The sequence below is a fragment of the Actinomadura kijaniata genome (assembly GCF_014138665.1).
GTDB lineage: Bacteria > Actinomycetota > Actinomycetes > Streptosporangiales > Streptosporangiaceae > Spirillospora > Spirillospora kijaniata.
In genome coordinates, this window is the sequence record NZ_JACJIA010000016.1 from 148,282 (window position 1) to 163,853 (window position 15,572).

Sequence of the window (15,572 nt, forward strand, 5' to 3'; positions counted from 1 at the left end):
TCGTATCAGTTCCCGTGCGACCAGGACCGGGACCAGGTGTTCGCTCACCAGTTCCTGCACGGTCGGTTGTTCGGTGGGCTCCGGCGGTGGGTGGTCCGGTCGGGTTTCGGCCCGCTCCGGCGGGGGTGGCTGGGGGCGTTCGTTCGATTCCGGTTCGGGTACGCGCCGCTGGGGTGGGCGCCGTGGCCCGGATTCGCTCCGTTCGGCCGGGTGGTCCGCCGTGGGCTTCGCGGAGCGGTCCGCGGGTGCCGGGGCGGGGCGGGATGTGGACAGGACGACCGGTGCCGGTGACGGGACGTGCTGGCGGTCGGTCTCGGGCGGGGACAGCGGACTGGCCGCGGTCACCCGGCGCGGTGGGGACGGGGTGGTACCGGCGCGGGTTGCAGGCTTGGAGTCCGCTGTCGGCCGGGGCGGCGGATCGGCTGCGGGCAGCGGCGGTAGCACCGGCGGCGGTACGGGGGGAGCCTCAGTCTCGGTCATGGGTTCGGCCGACACCCGTTCCCGCAGCTCGTCGATCAGGGCTGGGAATGTGGCACCGACCAACAGTGGCTGCGGCTCGAACCGGCTTGAAATGCGAAGTTCTAGGCGCTGCTCGGTGCCTCGGGCGCGATGCACCATGCGGGTCAGGAATCCCGCCTCAGACGGCGCCAGGTTCGGCCCGGTCATCGCCGTACCAGCGCAAGGTAGGCCTGCCGACGCGTGGCGGACATGGCGAGCACGGACTGCTCGCTCCAGCCGTAGGCGGTGGCCAGCGTCACGATCTCGGCCAGCAGCCGGGGAGCGTTACTGCGGACCTGGTCCCACAGCAGCGCCACAACGTCGACCCCGATGCGCATCGCGGTGCCGCACTGCGGGCACCTCATCTGGACCGTGGCCGCCGCCGCCCCTGCAAGCTCCTCCAGCTTCGTGTCGATGGCGGCCACGTCATCCGGCTGCAGCCGGTCCACGGCCGGGTGATCGCCTACCAGGCATGACGCCAACAGCAGTGCGGCGTTCGCCTCAGTGGTGGCGGCGGCGAGCAGGTCTCGGCTCGTCACCGGGCGTACCAGCACCTCGCCACCGCTGGTGGGTACCGGCCGTGGCGCCGCAGACTCGGGTTCGGCATCGGCTAATGGGTCCAGGTCGATGCGCACTTCTAGCCTCTCAGCGCAGTCGGGGCAGGACACCACGCAGGTGGCTGCCGAGCCGAACCCAGCCGTGTACAGCCGTGCAGCCAGCCGGGCGATCTCGCCCAGCGGCAGGTCGAGCGCGGTGTCGGCGTCCGGGACGAGGCCGCAGTGGTGTGCCAGGGTGGCGCCGCGGGCCGCCGATGGCGCGACCGCACCGGCTTCCCAGGCGTCGAGCAGAGCGCGCCCGTCGGTGAGGTCCCGGCTCATTCGATGTACGAGGGTTCCTGGGGTTCGGCGACAGAGTAGTCGCGTTCCCAACCCTCGTTCTCCAGCTTGATGGTCTGGATGGCGACCGCGTTGGCGTTGGCGTCGAGTTCCGGCAGGGCCTGGTACTCCGACACCCAGCACCGGTATACCTTGTAGGCGATGGCGAGTTGGCCTGCCTCGTTGTACACCTCGATAATCAGGTCTTTGCGGAAGTCCTTGAGTGACGCTTCGCTGCCCGGGCCAGCGCCCCAGTTCCACACCTTGTTGGCCCACTGCTCGAAGTCGACGTCGTGCGTGACACCGCGTTCGAGCACGATCGGTTCGTACTCGGTGCGTCCGGGTGACTTGCGGCTGCTGCTGGTGTCACCGCCGCTGCGGTGGCGCACGACCTCCGTGTTGCGCCGCAGCGCACCCACCTTGCTCACTCCCGCGACGCAACGTCCATCCCAGCGCACCCGGAACTTGAAGTTCTTGTACGGGTCGAACCGGGTCGGGTTGACGGTGAACTCGGGCATCGCTGTCCTCCTACGCCGCCGCGTCCGATGTCTTCTGCTGGATGCCGATGACTACGAACTCGGCCGGTTTCAACGGGGCAAACCCGACGCGGATGTTCACGATGCCCCGGTCGATGTCGTACTGGGTCGTGGTTTCTGCGTCGCATTTGACGAAGAAGGCGTCCCGCGGGCTGCTGCCCTGAAACGCCCCCTGCCGGAACAGGTCCTGCATGAACGCACCTATCGACAACCGGATCTGCGCCCACAGCGGGGCGTCGTTGGGTTCGAACACGACCCATTGGGTGCCCCGGTACAGGGTCGCCTTCAGGAAGAGCGCGAGCCGCCGCACCGGAAGATAGCGGTACTCGTCGCCTAGGGCGTCGGTGCCGCGCAGCGTGCGCGCTCCCCACACCACGGTGCCCGCGTCGCGGAACGTGCGAAGGCAGTTGATGCCGAGGGGGTTGAGCAGCCCGTTCTGGGCGTCGGTCAGCGGCATCGCCAGCGAGTTCACCCCGGTCAGCGCGGCCTCGGTGCCGGCGGGCGCCTTCCACACCCCGCGGGTGGCGTCGCCGCGGGCCATCACACCGGCGACAGCGCCGCACGGCGCGAACTCGCCCACCGCGCCACCGCGGCCCGGATCCGGTTGCCGCACCCGCGGGAAGTACAGGGCAGCGTTGCGGTTGTTGACATGCTGCGGCAGCGCCTGGGCCACCCAGTCCGGCAGGCCCGCCGCCGTGGTGGTGCCTGGCGGGTCCACCAGGAGTAGCGCGTCGCGCTCGGCGCAGAAGTCGCGTGCCTTGCTCCACACCCCAATCGGCAGGTCCCCGGCCGGGGCAGGCGGCGGCAAGCAGAGCAGGTTGAACAGTTCGACGGTACGCAGCGCGAAGATGCCCTGGGAGGGGTCATCCGCCTCCGGAACGTAGTCGGCGCGCCCAAGCGCTGCCCCGTCATCGCCCCGGTCAGCGGCGTCTACCTCGAAGGTGCCCACGACGGGGCGGGTTGTGGGCAGCGGGTCCCGGGTCCGGATCAGACGGGAGGCCTCCAGGACGAGATCGACGCGGCGGGGGCCGTCGCTGACGGTCAGGTTGAGGAAGCGCTCAACGGCGCTGGGCTGCTCCGCGCCCCCCTCACGGACAGTGAGATGGAAGAGGTCAGCAGCGTCCACGCCCTGCCCCGCGGCCACATCGGCGGCGTCGCCGGGGTCAGGGTGTTCGACCTGGACCACCAGGCTGTTGCCCCACAGCCCCGGCCCGCTGGCTTCCAGCACCAGGTCGCCGACGCGGGCCACCGCCGTCTTCGCCCCGCCCGACAGCCTGACCACAAGCGCGAAGTTGCCGCCGTTGCCAAAGAAGTCGCGCACGGCGTACCCCAGGCCGCTGTCACGCCAGACACCGCCGAAGACTTGGTCGAATTCGGCCATGCTCAGGATTGGTACGGGCTTGTCGGCCGGTCCACGCAGCGCGCGGCCGGCGAACGCGGTGACCGAGGTGGCGACCCCCGTGATGGTTCGGCTGCCACTCGGCAGCTCCACCAGGTACACACCTGGGCTCGTCAATGTCGGCGACGGCATAGCTCGCTCCTCCCTCAGCACACGTAACCCGCACATTGCTGGACCGCCGTCACCGTGGCGTCACCGCGCTGTCAGATCCGGCGCACACCGTGCCCGATGCGATGAAGGTGACCGCGCGGTGACGCCTTACTGACGGGCGGCCCGCGATGCTGCGCCCAGGTAGGCCGAGCACAGACAGGGGCTGAGGAGAGTGAAGGTCGTCGTCACGACATCGGTGGAGGTCCGCGGCGGGCCGGTGGTGTCAGTCGCCTCGACTGCCGATCCGGATTCGTACGCTTTCGCCGCGGTCGATCTCGACGCGAACCAGACCAAGTCGGTGGCGCTGCTGCCCCAGGAAGGTACGCCCGCCCTGCTGGCCGTCCGCGTCCGCGACAGCGCTGGCGAAGCCGCCGAGGTCACGATGAAGCTCAGGAACGACGCTGGCGAAGGCGCCGAGCTGACCGTCTCCGGCCACCTACTGGTGGCCAACGCTGACGCGCTGGAGGCCTTGGTGACCGGCGGGGGGCCGCGCAGCGCCGCCGTCACCAACGCCGGCGACCAACCAGTCTCCGTCGAAGTGCTCGCCTGCCTCGATCAGACGTCGCAGTGATCTCCGGCGTGTCAGCGCGGGCTGCCGTGCCCTATGACCAGCCGCTCCAGCTCCGGCGACGGCACGATGCACAGCTCGTCGCGCAGCTGTGCCTGGAAGGTGCGCAGCTGCCGCATCGCCTCCACCAGGTTGCCTTCGGCCAGGTATGCCTCGATGAGCGCGCGGGTGGCGCTCTCGCGCAGCGGATCCATGCGCACCGCGGCAAGTGCCGCGTCGACCGCTTCGGCATGGCGATGCTCGGCGGTCAGCCGTACCGCCAGTGCTTCCAGAGCGTGCAACTGCAGCTGGCGCAGCCGCTCCCGCTCGAAGATCACCCAGTCGTCATACCAGCCGGGCAGCAGCTCGCCGACCCGCAGCCCGGCCGAACCGGCCGCATGTATAGGGCAGGGCGGCTCGCCGAGCGCGGCCTGGGCGCTGCCCACCTCGCACCAGGCGTGCGCCTGAAACCTGCTGATGTCCATGTCCACGGTGCCGCTGATCGCCAGTGCCTCCCGGCCGCCGAGTAGCCCGGGCATCTGGCGGCGCAGCCGCCACAGCACCGTACGCAGGCTCGCCTGCGCCCGCTCCTCGGGCACGTCGGGCCACATGGCGCCGACGACCTCAGCCCGGCTGCACCGGCCCCGGATGCCGAGGAAGGCGATCAGGCGTCCGGCGGCAGGCTGCGGTGTCACTGACCGGCCCGCACGCTCCAACCGGAAACCGTCGAACAGGTCCAGCTGGAAGCCGCCTGCGGACGGGTCGGCAGGTGTGGAGGCGGCGACGCTTATCCTCGCGCAGCCGCCGGATGGTGGGTGCGGCATCGTGGTGACTCCGTTCCTGTCGATCATCCAGCGGACCACGGCGTTTCGATGTCCTTGGTGTCCTTGGGCTGTTGTGCCCGATGGCGCAGTTGGTCGGCGAGCGTGCCGGTCACGCCGACCGGTTGGTCTTCGTCGAACAGCGCGCTGGCCGACAGGTCGGGGCGTAGTTCCGTGCCGATGAAGTGGGCCAGCCGCGCCATGGCCTGCTCCAGGCCGGTGAGCCGGTCGTCAATGTTCTTGGCCGCCCCGGCACCGGAGGTTTCCAAATCGGGGCCTTGGCGAGCTCGCCGTGGGTCTTCTCCGTGCCCGAGGGCGGCGGCCGTGTCGTGGTTGCGCCACCTGCCCGGACGGAGGACACCGCCCTGATTGCCGGTCAGATCTTTATGGGTGAACTGCCACGCAGCGTCGATGTGCACGATCTGTACTTCGGCACCACAACCGCCGGGTAATTCCCACGCCCGACGCACGTCGAAACCGCCCGGCACCGGGCCCAGGTAGCCCTGCCGGGAGATGAAGTCCGGGATGGCTGCGGGCGGCTCCACGCCGGTGGGCGATATCTTCCGCCACACGCCCGGTTGGCCGGGAAGTTGTACGTACACGTCTTCCATCAGCGGATTCGCCCGCAGCACGGCGGCGGTTTCTTCCATCTGGTCGACTGGGACGGCGACCCTGTAGTAGCGGGACAGGTCAAGCGAGTCCGCCGACGGCGGCAACGTGGCCGTCAGCCTCAGCAGCCACTCCTTGCTCATCCCGGACAGCGGTCGCATCGAGCCGCCGTATGCCGCACACAGATCGTTCAGGGAGGCCATGTCGAGGCCCGCCACCGAAAGGAGCCCACGAGCGGTCGACCTGGCGGCCATGCCAGGACGCATCTCCACCACCAGGGTTGGCTTGCCAACAAGTTCCACCGTGAGCTCCCTGTACTCGGCCCCCAAAGGACACGGCCCTGAGGCCCGCCGCTATGCCGGGTCTGCGCCGTAGACCTCGATCTCAGGATGGGCTGCCGCATTGGCAGCGGTGCCGAGGAACATCCGCCCCGGCTGGCCGGTGTGGACTGAACTACCCCATCGTCGGGTCATGGATAACTTCTCATAAGCTAATCATCACTCAAAGTCACCTTGACTCTGGTGTTTCCGATCAGCAGGCAGTCCGCACGCAATGGACGGTCCGCCCCGCCGTAGACACGCCGGTTCATCCGCGACGGTCGCATGTCGGCCACACCGCGCCCTGCCCGCCCTTTACCGAAGCGGTGACTTGGGTGCAACTATCCGCAAGACCTCAGCACCATGGACCCGCGCTATAGACCATGCTGTTTCAGGGCAAAAACCTCACCGTCGCCATTGCGGTCAAATGAGCTCAGGCGAGCCAAGACTCCTAACGCACGATGATCACTAGCACTCTAGTGGTAAGTCGTGATCTTGCTGTGGAGGTGCCCAAAAATGCGGACGGCCACCGCGCGATCATCGACATTTGTGAGGACATCTGAAAATCGCGTGGTGGCCGCTGGGCCAGCGTAGACCCTGGCCGGTGGCAGGTGATGTTTGAGGATCTGGTCGGCCGTATGACCGGTAGGTTCTCCCGGGTGGAGATGCCGCAGCGGTTTCGTGGCCTGTTGCAGGGGTTGCTGGCCGAGTTGCCGCACAAGAACTGCTGGACGATCACCGAGCATGCCGGTGACGCCAACCCCTACGGAATGCAGTACCTGCTGGGCCGGGCGCTGTGGGATACCGATCAGGTGCGTGATGACCTGCGTGGTTACGTGGTGGAGCACCTGGGTGGCCAACGTCACGGCAATGCGGTGCCGGTGGACGATGCGGCGCTGGCGGTGGACGAGAAGTCCCAGATCCAGCCCCTGGACCGGTCGGCATCGGTGCCGCCGATGATGCCGGGGATGCCCGAGCGCCGCACCCACGACTATCTGCGCAACGGCATCACCATCCTGTTCGCCGCGCTGGACGTGGCCAGCGGTCAGATCATCGGGTCGATCCACCGCCGCCACCGGGCGGCGGAATTCCGCAAGTTCCCGACCAAGATCGACAAGCAGGTGCTGGCAGACCTGGAGGTTCACCTGATCTGCGACAACTACGGCACCCACAAGCATCCGACCTTCATCAGGTGGCTGGATGCCCATCCTCGCTTCCACATGCACTTCACCCCCGCCTACTGCTCCTGGCTCAACCAGGTGGAGCGCTGGCTTGGACTGCTGACCCAGCAGCGCCTGCAATGAGCCTTTTCAGGATCGGGAGGTTGGGGTGTGCTCAGAGCCGGGCCGTAAACGATGTGAGGAGCACAGAACACAGCAGAGCCCTGGTAGAACGGGTGATCTCTCACCATCCACCGTCCGCACCAGAGGCTCCACATGCTGTTCTACCGTGCCGCACTGCCGTTGTCGTGCTCGACCCTGACCTACCTGGCCGGAATGGCGCGCCGTGACCGCGCCAAGCGCGGAGCCGGGCGGCACCGCGCACCCCCACCCGGACAGCAGGCGCTAATGACCTTGGTCTACCCACACAAGGGCGAGACCTTCGCCGCGCTGACCGCCGGATTCGGCAGCTCGACCGCCACCGCCTGGCGCTACATCAACCACACCGTGATTCTGCTGGCCGCCCGCGCTCCCAAACTCGCCGCCGCGCTGCGGGCCACCGAACACAACGGGCACCCCTACCTGGTGCTGGACGGCACTTTGATCGCGATCGACCAGGTGGCCGCCGACCGGCCCCTCTCCTCGGGCAGACATAAGAAGCACGGCGTGAACCTGCAGGTCATCGCCGCTCCGACCGAGGAACTTGTGTGGGTGTCGGGAACGCTGCCCGACAGTGTGACGACACCCGCGCCACCTGGATCTGGGGCGTGCCCCGCCTGTTGCGCACCACCGATCTGCTGGTACTGGCCGACAAGGGTTACCAGGGCATGGACGAGACCCTCGCGCCCTACAAAGGACGCAACAAGCCCGAGTCGCAGAAAGAGGCCAACCGCGCGCACGCCAAAATGCGCGGGCCGAGTGAGCGCGCCAACGCGCAACTGAAGTCCTGGCGCATCCTGCACAAGCTGCGCTGCTGCCCGCACCGGGCCGGTCACCTGGCCAAGGCCATCCTGGTGCTCCAGCACCGCAAGCCAACACCTACTGAAAAAGGCTCACTGCGGCGTCCACAAGACCCTGCGCGCTCTGGAGAACGACATCCGCGACTGGATCAAGGCCTGGAACGACAATCCCCGCCCCTTCACCTGAAGCAAAACCGCTGACGAAATCCTCGAACACCTCACCTCATATATTGATCGAATTCCTGGCGCGGGACACTAGAAGTCACTCACACCTCCTTTGCAAGCCGGATGGCTAGCCCGTCCAGCTTGCAAAGCGTGGCTCGCTTTGATCGGGATCGCGCCACTGCTGACCGCCACCCACATCCCGTTGCGATCCTCGCCCGCCCCAGAGGGCGGGCGCCACTGCGTTGCGCAGCAGCTCGGGCTGCTGCGGCCGACGGTTGCGATCCTCGCCCGCCCCGGAGGGCGGGCGCCACTTGGCCGCACCGCAGACGGCGGCCGGTGATCCCGAGTTGCGATCCTCGCCTGCCCCGGAGGGCGGGCGCCACGGTCCAGCAGCGTCAAGTCGTAGCGGCGGACGTTGTTGCGATCCTCGCCTGCCCCGGAGGGCGGGCGCCACGGTGTCGGCGGCCAACACCGTCACCGTCCGCATGGTGTTGCGATCCTCGCCTGCCCCGGAGGGCGGGCGCCACGGCGCGCAGGTGCCGCAGGTTCCCCAGGCCGAAACTGTTGCGATCCTCGCCTGCCCCGGAGGGCGGGCGCCACTGATCCGCGGCGACGTCCCCGACCTCCTCGACGCACTGTTGCGATCCTCGCCTGCCCCGGAGGGCGGGCGCCACGACTCACTGCCGGCACGAACACGTTCACCGTGAAGTAGTTGCGATCCTCGCCTGCCCCGGAGGGCGGGCGCCACCACGTCTTGGAGAAGGAGGAGCGCGGCCTCCAGTGGTTGCGATCCTCGCCTGCCCCGGAGGGCGGGCGCCACCTTTGCGGCCGCCGTCAAGCAGCGGGCCTTCGCGATGTTGCGATCCTCGCCTGCCCCGGAGGGCGGGCGCCACGCTTACGGCGTGGGCCATGGCCTGCGTGACTTTCCTGTTGCGATCCTCGCCTGCCCCGGAGGGCGGGCGCCACACGGCCCGGGCTGGACCCTGCTCCGGCTCGGGAACGTTGCGATCCTCGCCTGCCCCGGAGGGCGGGCGCCACAGCTGTACCGACTGCTCGTCGTTCGTGTCCTGCGTGCTGTTGCGATCCTCGCCTGCCCCGGAGGGCGGGCGCCACGCACCACCCGGAGTTGCGGGACGTCATCGATCTGGACGTTGCGATCCTCGCCTGCCCCGGAGGGCGGGCGCCACCCGCTGTGATCACCACCCACCAGGCCACTCACCCGACCGTTGCGATCCTCGCCTGCCCCGGAGGGCGGGCGCCACAGGTCCAGACCCGTACGCCTGCACAGCAGCGCCAGCACGTTGCGATCCTCGCCTGCCCCGGAGGGCGGGCGCCACCCGTGCCGCCGGGACCGGAAACGGTGTCGAGGCCGGTTGCGATCCTCGCCTGCCCCGGAGGGCGGGCGCCACGATCTCTACTTGCTGCCGATCCATCGTTCCCCCTCGGGTTGCGATCCTCGCCTGCCCCGGAGGGCGGGCGCCACTTCCCGGTGCCTGACAAATCCCGTTGACGCCAGTTCGGTTGCGATCCTCGCCTGCCCCGGAGGGCGGGCGCCACGTGCCGCCCGTGCCGACGCGGCGGCCGGTGAGCGGTTGCGATCCTCGCCTGCCCCGGAGGGCGGGCGCCACAGCATCCCACCTGCACCAATCACCGTAAGCGATCACTCGAATACGAAATGGATTGCGGAGATACTTCGCAAATGATGCCATAGGTAGTTGGGAACCTCCTGGGGAAGCCATGGGAGCTTGAGGTTCCGAAGACTTGCGCGCTGCCCACTCCAGCAACGAACCGCCAACCATGAGAGCTTCGCCGATTATCACTCTGTGTGAGAGTTCAAAGCGTGGCCCTGCACGTCTGGCCAGCATGACGGTGGGCACACAGTGGACACGAACTGCAATGGATCATGGTGGATGATGATGCACCCATTAGACGTCTGACCTGCGGAAGCAGGAACATGGGGGATGACAGAACACCTGATAGCACGCAGGGTGTGGCACTGCTAATGCGGTAGCAGCCTCCGAGGCATCGGACATGCGTAGCCCGCCGGAGGTGGAGTCCGGCGGGCCACATGTTCGTGTCAGGCGGGACGGAGGGCGGACTTCGTCGTTTGCGCGATCAGTTGGTCGGTGATGACCGTCTGGAGTTCGGCGATGCGGGCTTGGGCTTCCGCAAGTTCGCGTTCCAGTTCAGCGGCGTTGGGCTGGTCGCCCTGTGGCGCGGCCTGGGGAGCGCGGATCTTATCGAGGGCGTCGAGGGCGGTTTCGTCGGCGTTGGGAAGAGTGTGCAAGTAGCGCTCGGTGGTGGAGATCTTGCGGTGACCGAGACGCTCCTTGACCACCTGCAGGTCGGCGCCGCCTGCCAGGAGCCAGGAGGCGTGGGCGTGGCGCAGGTCGTGGATGCGCGGTGACCAGTCCAGGTCGGCGGCGTCTCGGGCGGGGTACCAGCAGTGCTTGCGGAACCAGCTCGCCGAGATGTGCGGGTCGTCGTCGATGGTGCGGGGCTTGCGGGGGTTGTCCTTGCCTTTGGCGCGGCGCTTGGCGCGGTAGGTGGCGTAGGCGCCGCGGCAGCGGTCGCACTTGCACTTACCCAAGTTGTAGGCGGTGATCGTGCCGTGGGTATAAGTGCGGCCATTCGCAGCTTCGAAGGTGAGGTTTTCGGGGGTGACGATCTGCAGCGCGGGTGGTGGGGTTGGGCGGTGGCGGGCGAACAGCAGGTCGCCCGGTTGCAGGCCCTCGGCTTCGATGTGGGCTTTGAGCTTGGCGACGATCTGGGCGCTGAGCTTGATGCGGCGCCAGCGTTTGCCCTTGGGGTACTCCTTGATCAGGAACCGCTTGCCTTCGGGGTGGTGCTTGCGGACCAGCTGGACGACGGCTCGGCTGACGGTGAGGATGCGGGTGGGGATGTCGAGGTCTTTGACCCGCAGCTCGGTGAGCTCGCCCCAGCGCAGACCGCTTTCGATGTCGGTCTCGATGAGCAGTTGGGCGTCGGCGTCCGGGAGCGCCTGGTAGATCAGGTTGAACTGCTCGGGGGTGATGGTCTTGCGGGGCTTTTCGGGGACGGGGTCGGTCTCCACTCCCCTGCTGGGGTGGTACTCCAGGATCCCGTCGTTGACGGCGGTAGTGAAGATGGCGTTCAGGATCGAGGTCTTGCAGTACCTGATCCGGTGAGCCGGGACGCCGCGCTCCTTGAGGTGGGTGATCCAGTTGCGGACGGTCTCGGAGCTGATGTCCTTCAGTCGCATCTCGCCGAAGAACGGCATGATGTGCGCGTTGATCGCGTAGACGTAGTCCTGGCGGGTGCTCTCCTCGATGCGGTGGTTGGGCAGCCAGGTTGCCTCCACGTAGACGCGGAACCTCTGTTTAGCGCGTCTTGGATCTCCTCGTTTTCCTTCTGCGGTGCGGGATTCGGCGCGCTGCCAGGCCTTGTCGGCTTCCTTGAGGGTGGCGTAGGTGCCGGCCGTCTGGCGGACGCCGCACGCGTCCTCGTAGAGGGCCTGGTAGCGGATCTTGCCGTTCCTGCTTCGCCGCTTTCGAGTGAAGCCCATTCGAACCTCCTTGAGAGGATGATCGTTTGTCACTTATTTGTCACTGGATCATGAGTGACAGAGTGACACGGGAATGGATTTCCCAGTACGATCATCTTGACCCTGACCTGCAGGTTAGCAAGAAATCAGCAAGTCGATGAGGAGGTGAATTGGACAGAAATACTTTCTTCCAAACTGGCTACGCGGGTTCGATTCCCGTCGCCCGCTCCACCATCACCGCAGGTCAGAGCCCTGATCATCCAAAGATGATCAGGGCTCAAGATCTTTTATCACTGGTTCCATCACTGTGACCGTGCGTGATCTTGGCGGATTCCGGCCACCTGACCAGCACCTCAGCGGACCGGCGCGGCGTCGATCGGACATCACCGCGACATGATCGTTATCGGGCGACGCCCGGCGGGACGACCCCACGAAGCCGGGGTGATCCCGCCGGGCGACTCCCGACCTCCCTACGCGGTGGAGTCAGTCACCGACCGCGGCCTCTCCTCTCCGAGGACCGCGAGAAGCGCGGCGGTGGGAACCCGATAAGCGGCGCCCGCCCGGATCAGACGACAGGGGAAGCGACCTTCCTTGGCCAGAACGTAGGCGTAGGAGCTGGAGAGCCCGAGCACCCGAGCCGCCGTGGGGATGTCCACCACGGTCGGGAGGTGGTCGAGATCAGAGCGCTTGAAAGCGTGCACAGATGTCCTCCTTGCAGGCCAGGTGAAGCACCAGCCGCCGTCGCAGGTGCCGTCGCCGTCGTCGAGCGGCAGGACGTCGATGTCGGGCACGACGTCGGCCAGCGGGGCGGCGTAGCGGGTGAGCCAGACCGGGTCGCGGCCCAGGACCGCGGCGGGTGTTGATCGTGGTCTCCAGGTCGCAGGCGCGTGCGAACAGTTCGGGTTCGTCGCGGCGCATGTCCTGCCAGTTGGTCAGCCGGTGGAAGGGACAGAACCAGCAGCGGGTAAACGACGCGTTCGTAGGGTTCGCAGCGACGGTTGTTGGCGCGATGGATCTCATCCACGCTGATGCCGATACCGACCGTGGCGGGATTGGCGGCGCTGGCACCGTGGGCGCGCAGCCATTTACCGATGACGCGGATCTTGAAGTCGCTGGTGCAGGAGCGGGTGCCCGAGGCTCCATTGTTCATCCGCACCGGGATCGGGATGGAGCGCGAGCCCTTGCGCATCAAGCGGCCATACAGGGTCTCGGTGGCGCCGTCGCGACGGGTGCGGCGCAGCTCGCGCAAGTCCAGCTGACGTCGTCCCGCGGGCGTCCCTGCGCGTCCCGCCATCGGGTGCGTCCCGGCTGGTCAGAAGGCGGGACGTTTCGCAGTGTCCCGACTGGAGCCGGGCCTGTTCCGGGCCGCCGGTCCGCTGATCAGGATCGGTTCCGAGCGGTGGTCACCACCGATCACCGCCGACCCGATCAGCAAGGAGCACACCATGCGCACCAACCTCGCGACCCGGGCCGGGACGCTGGGCGTCGCCTCGGCGGCGGCCCTGTCCCTGACCCTGGCCCCCGCCCAGGCCGCCCCCGCCGCACCGCAAACCCCGGCCGCGCCGCAGGCCGCCGCTGCGCCGCAGGCCGCCGTCGCGTCGGCCACTGCCCAGGCGGCGGCCAAGCGCGCCAAGTGGGTCACCCTCAAGCACCAGTCCAAGCGGGTTGCCAACTGGAGCCCGCGGTGGGATCGCAAGTACGGGCACCGGGTGATGCAGGTCCAGGCTCGCTGCTGGGGCAAGGGCCGAAGCATGCGCGTGGCATTCGAGTACCGGAACCGGTGGGGAGCCTGGAGGGTCATGAAGAGCACCCCGCGGCCCTGGCCCTGCGACGGCCGCTACCGCTACCTGCGCGTCACCAATACCGGGCACAAGAAGTACGGCGCGACCTTCACCGTCGGGGGTCGCCAGACCGTCGAGTACTGGGCTCAGTCCTACGGCTGAGACGGCCACTGATCCACCCGTGCCCGGCACCTCTAGATCGTTGATGGGAAATTACTGAACCGGGTGCGGGCATGGGGAAGGGCGCCCATGGTCGGTGTGTGAAAACTGACTTGGACGCCCTTGTGACCGCACTCTACGTCCACCTGGACGACCACGTCCTGCCCTTGCGGCAACCACTGCCCCGGCGGGGCCGGCCTTCGGTGTTGACTGATGCCGAGTTGGTCTGTGTCGCGGTCGCCCAGGTGCTGCTGGGCTGCGATACCGAGCGCCGCTGGCTGCGCCTGGCCCCGGCCCGGATCGGGCACCTGTTCCCCCGGCTGCCGTGTCAGGCCCAGTACAACCGGCACCTGCGCCAGCTGGGGCCGGTGTGGGTGGCGGTGGCCTGCTGGCTGGCTCGGGCCACCCCCACCTGGCACGAGCGGCTGCGGCTGATGGATGGCACCCCGGTACGCTGCGGCGCCTCCCGCGTCACGGTCCACCGCTCCAGCCTGGGCGAGATCGCCGGTTACGGCCACGACACCTCCCACCACGCCTTCTCCTGGGGCACCAAGCTGATGCTGATCACCACCGCCGACGGTGCGGTGACGGCGTTCAGCCTGGCCCACCCCAAGGAACTGGACGAACGCAAGCAAGCGCTGCACCTGCTGCAGGTGCGCCCGCCCGCCGAGGGGCCGTGCCCGATCGTGTGCGACATCGGCTTTGCCGGGGCGGGCATCGAAGCGGCCGCGGCGCGGCTGGGATACCGGTTGATCCGCCCGCGCCGCCACGATGAGCCGCACCCCAGTCCTGGCCGTGCTTTTCCCGCCTGGCTGCGTCAGCGCATCGAGGCGGTCATCTGGACGTTGAAGAACCAGCTGGGTCTGGAACGCCACCAGGCCCGCGCCACCGAAGGTTTGTGGGCGCGTATCAGCCAGCGCATCGTGGCACTCAACGCCGCCATCTGGCACAACTGGCTGATCGACCAGCCCGTCAAACGCTCACTGATCGCCTATGACCACTGACCAGCACCAACATTTCCCATCAACGATCTAGGGCACAGCCATCATCGAGCTGCGCACCCAGGGCCGCGGCGTCCCCGACGAGCTGCTGTCGTTCACCGCCCCCGGCCACCGCGAGAACATCGACTTCTTCGGCTTCATCGACATCGATGCCAAGCTCGTCCAAGGATGGCGGCCGCTTCGCCCGACCACCGTCACCAACGCCGACACCTCGTTCATGCTCCACCCCTGAAACGCTGAGACCCCTACCCCCGGAGGAACACCTCGTGGCCAGTGGCATCTCGATGAACACCCCGATCGACCCGGCCGTCAAGCTGGCCGTGCTGATCGATGCCGACAACGTCTCGGCATCGGTGGCCGACGGCCTGCTGGCCGAAGTCGCCAAGTACGGAACAGCGCACGTCAAACGCGCCTACGGCGACTGGACCGGCACCGGATTGCGGGGGTGGAAGGAACAGTTGCTGGCCCAGTCGATCCAGCCCATGCAGCAGTTCGCCTACACCACGGGCAAGAACGCCACCGACGCCGCGCTGGTCATCGACGCGATGGACCTGCTGTACTCCGACCGCTTGAACGGGTTCTGCCTGGTCTCCTCCGACAGCGACTTCACCCGTCTGGCCCAACGGCTCCGCGAATCCGGACTGACCGTGTACGGGTTCGGGGAACGCAAAACTCCCCAGCCGTTCGTCGCGGCCTGCGACAAGTTCATCTACCTGGAGAACCTCACCGGACCGGCCACCGCTGATGCGGTCACCGGTGCCCCGACACCCACCGTCCGGCTCAAGGGCGACACTGCCTTGGTGAATCTGCTGCGCGACGCCGTCGAGGCGGGATCCGACGAGGACGGGTGGGCTCGGCTGGCCGACGTCGGCAACATCATCACCAGGAAGCGGCCCGACTTCGACGTGCGCAGCTACGGCTACAACAAGCTCAATGAACTCATTGCCGCCACCACCCTGTTCGAGGTGGAGCGGCGTCCTAGGTCGTGTCCGGCAGATCTTGGTGTTTGGCTGAGGTTGATCAGTGGGCCGGGTTGTGATGGTGGCCATGGTGCGTCGTCATGAGCTCACCG

The 15,572-nt window shown here is 67.7% G+C and carries 14 protein-coding genes, 1 pseudogene and 1 CRISPR repeat array; of the genes and pseudogenes, 7 read left to right on the top strand and 8 right to left on the bottom strand.

Features of this window, described 5'->3' with window-relative positions:
* Positions 1-662: 662 nt before the first annotated feature.
* Genes HNR61_RS40760 through HNR61_RS40770 form a run of 3 tightly spaced genes read right to left on the bottom strand, consistent with a single transcriptional unit; the run spans position 663 to position 3,410 of the window.
* Positions 663-1,376 (bottom strand): hypothetical protein, encoded by a 714-nt coding sequence (locus HNR61_RS40760; protein ID WP_182848488.1) that lies wholly within the window; start codon positions 1,374-1,376, stop codon positions 663-665.
* Positions 1,373-1,891: a phage tail protein gene (locus tag HNR61_RS40765; RefSeq protein WP_182848489.1), complete on the bottom strand. Its 519-nt coding sequence runs from the start codon at positions 1,889-1,891 to the stop codon at positions 1,373-1,375. The genes HNR61_RS40760 and HNR61_RS40765 overlap by 4 nt, the downstream gene beginning before the upstream one ends.
* A 10-nt stretch (positions 1,892-1,901) precedes the next feature.
* Positions 1,902-3,410 (bottom strand): phage tail sheath family protein, encoded by a 1,509-nt coding sequence (locus HNR61_RS40770; protein ID WP_220510385.1) that lies wholly within the window; start codon positions 3,408-3,410, stop codon positions 1,902-1,904.
* Positions 3,411-3,630: 220 nt separating this feature from the next.
* Between HNR61_RS40770 and HNR61_RS40775 the strand changes: the two genes are divergently transcribed.
* Entirely contained in the window at positions 3,631-4,029 is a 399-nt protein-coding gene (locus tag HNR61_RS40775) for a hypothetical protein (protein WP_182848491.1), read from the top strand.
* An 11-nt stretch (positions 4,030-4,040) separates the two neighbouring features.
* Here HNR61_RS40775 and HNR61_RS40780 read toward each other — a convergent pair whose 3' ends face one another.
* Together HNR61_RS40780 and HNR61_RS40785 are read right to left on the bottom strand one after the other, a co-directional pair.
* Positions 4,041-4,856 (bottom strand): AfsR/SARP family transcriptional regulator, encoded by an 816-nt coding sequence (locus HNR61_RS40780; RefSeq protein WP_220510386.1) that lies wholly within the window; start codon positions 4,854-4,856, stop codon positions 4,041-4,043.
* Complete coding sequence (locus HNR61_RS40785; RefSeq protein ID WP_182848492.1) at positions 4,853-5,737, bottom strand: hypothetical protein; 885 nt, start codon at positions 5,735-5,737, stop codon at positions 4,853-4,855. The genes HNR61_RS40780 and HNR61_RS40785 overlap by 4 nt, the downstream gene beginning before the upstream one ends.
* A gap of 680 nt (positions 5,738-6,417) precedes the next feature.
* On the opposite strand from HNR61_RS40785, the gene HNR61_RS40790 reads away from it, so the two are divergent.
* Together HNR61_RS40790 and HNR61_RS40795 are read left to right on the top strand one after the other, a co-directional pair.
* Positions 6,418-7,056, top strand: a complete 639-nt coding sequence (locus tag HNR61_RS40790; protein ID WP_376770305.1) for an IS630 family transposase — start codon at positions 6,418-6,420, stop codon at positions 7,054-7,056.
* Between the two features lie 132 nt (positions 7,057-7,188).
* A pseudogene (locus HNR61_RS40795) lies at positions 7,189-7,949 on the top strand (transposase family protein); the annotation flags it as partial.
* Between the two features lie 288 nt (positions 7,950-8,237).
* Positions 8,238-9,664: a CRISPR direct-repeat array (repeat unit 37 nt; unit sequence GTTGCGATCCTCGCCTGCCCCGGAGGGCGGGCGCCAC).
* Positions 9,665-10,113: 449 nt separating this feature from the next.
* Here HNR61_RS40795 and HNR61_RS40800 read toward each other — a convergent pair.
* Positions 10,114-11,580, bottom strand: a complete 1,467-nt coding sequence (locus HNR61_RS40800; protein WP_182848493.1) for a site-specific integrase — start codon at positions 11,578-11,580, stop codon at positions 10,114-10,116.
* Between the two features lie 449 nt (positions 11,581-12,029).
* Positions 12,030-12,350 carry a helix-turn-helix domain-containing protein gene (locus HNR61_RS40805; protein WP_220510387.1) on the bottom strand — a complete coding sequence of 107 codons (321 nt, stop codon included), beginning with the start codon at positions 12,348-12,350 and terminating at the stop codon, positions 12,030-12,032.
* A gap of 237 nt (positions 12,351-12,587) precedes the next feature.
* Between HNR61_RS40805 and HNR61_RS40810 the strand changes: the two genes are divergently transcribed.
* The 3 genes from HNR61_RS40810 (at position 12,588) to HNR61_RS40820 (ending at position 14,503) form a co-directional block, all read left to right on the top strand.
* A complete protein-coding gene (locus HNR61_RS40810; RefSeq protein ID WP_182848494.1) occupies positions 12,588-12,818 on the top strand; it encodes a hypothetical protein in 231 nt (76 codons plus the stop codon).
* 75 nt (positions 12,819-12,893) lie between these two features.
* Positions 12,894-13,502 (top strand): hypothetical protein, encoded by a 609-nt coding sequence (locus HNR61_RS40815; RefSeq protein WP_182848495.1) that lies wholly within the window; start codon positions 12,894-12,896, stop codon positions 13,500-13,502.
* Between the two features lie 98 nt (positions 13,503-13,600).
* A complete protein-coding gene (locus tag HNR61_RS40820; RefSeq protein WP_182848496.1) occupies positions 13,601-14,503 on the top strand; it encodes a transposase in 903 nt (300 codons plus the stop codon).
* A 19-nt stretch (positions 14,504-14,522) separates the two neighbouring features.
* On the opposite strand, the gene HNR61_RS40825 is transcribed toward HNR61_RS40820, so the two are convergent.
* Positions 14,523-14,726, bottom strand: coding sequence for a hypothetical protein (locus HNR61_RS40825; RefSeq protein ID WP_182848497.1), 204 nt, complete (start codon positions 14,724-14,726; stop codon positions 14,523-14,525).
* A 40-nt stretch (positions 14,727-14,766) separates the two neighbouring features.
* On the opposite strand from HNR61_RS40825, the gene HNR61_RS40830 reads away from it, so the two are divergent.
* Complete coding sequence (locus HNR61_RS40830) at positions 14,767-15,564, top strand: NYN domain-containing protein (protein ID WP_312898332.1); 798 nt, start codon at positions 14,767-14,769, stop codon at positions 15,562-15,564.
* Positions 15,565-15,572: the final 8 nt, after the last annotated feature.

Bases quoted from the DNA above. Each gene is read 5' to 3' on its own strand.
- HNR61_RS40760 (WP_182848488.1), bottom strand. From the start codon at position 1,376: ATGAGCCGGGACCTCACCGACGGGCGCGCTCTGCTCGACGCCTGGGAA.
- HNR61_RS40765 (WP_182848489.1), bottom strand. From the start codon at position 1,891: ATGCCCGAGTTCACCGTCAACCCGACCCGGTTCGACCCGTACAAGAAC.
- HNR61_RS40780 (WP_220510386.1), bottom strand. From the start codon at position 4,856: ATGATCGACAGGAACGGAGTCACCACGATGCCGCACCCACCATCCGGC.
- HNR61_RS40790 (WP_376770305.1), top strand. From the start codon at position 6,418: ATGCCGCAGCGGTTTCGTGGCCTGTTGCAGGGGTTGCTGGCCGAGTTG.
- HNR61_RS40800 (WP_182848493.1), bottom strand. From the start codon at position 11,580: ATGGGCTTCACTCGAAAGCGGCGAAGCAGGAACGGCAAGATCCGCTAC.
- HNR61_RS40810 (WP_182848494.1), top strand. From the start codon at position 12,588: ATGCCGATACCGACCGTGGCGGGATTGGCGGCGCTGGCACCGTGGGCG.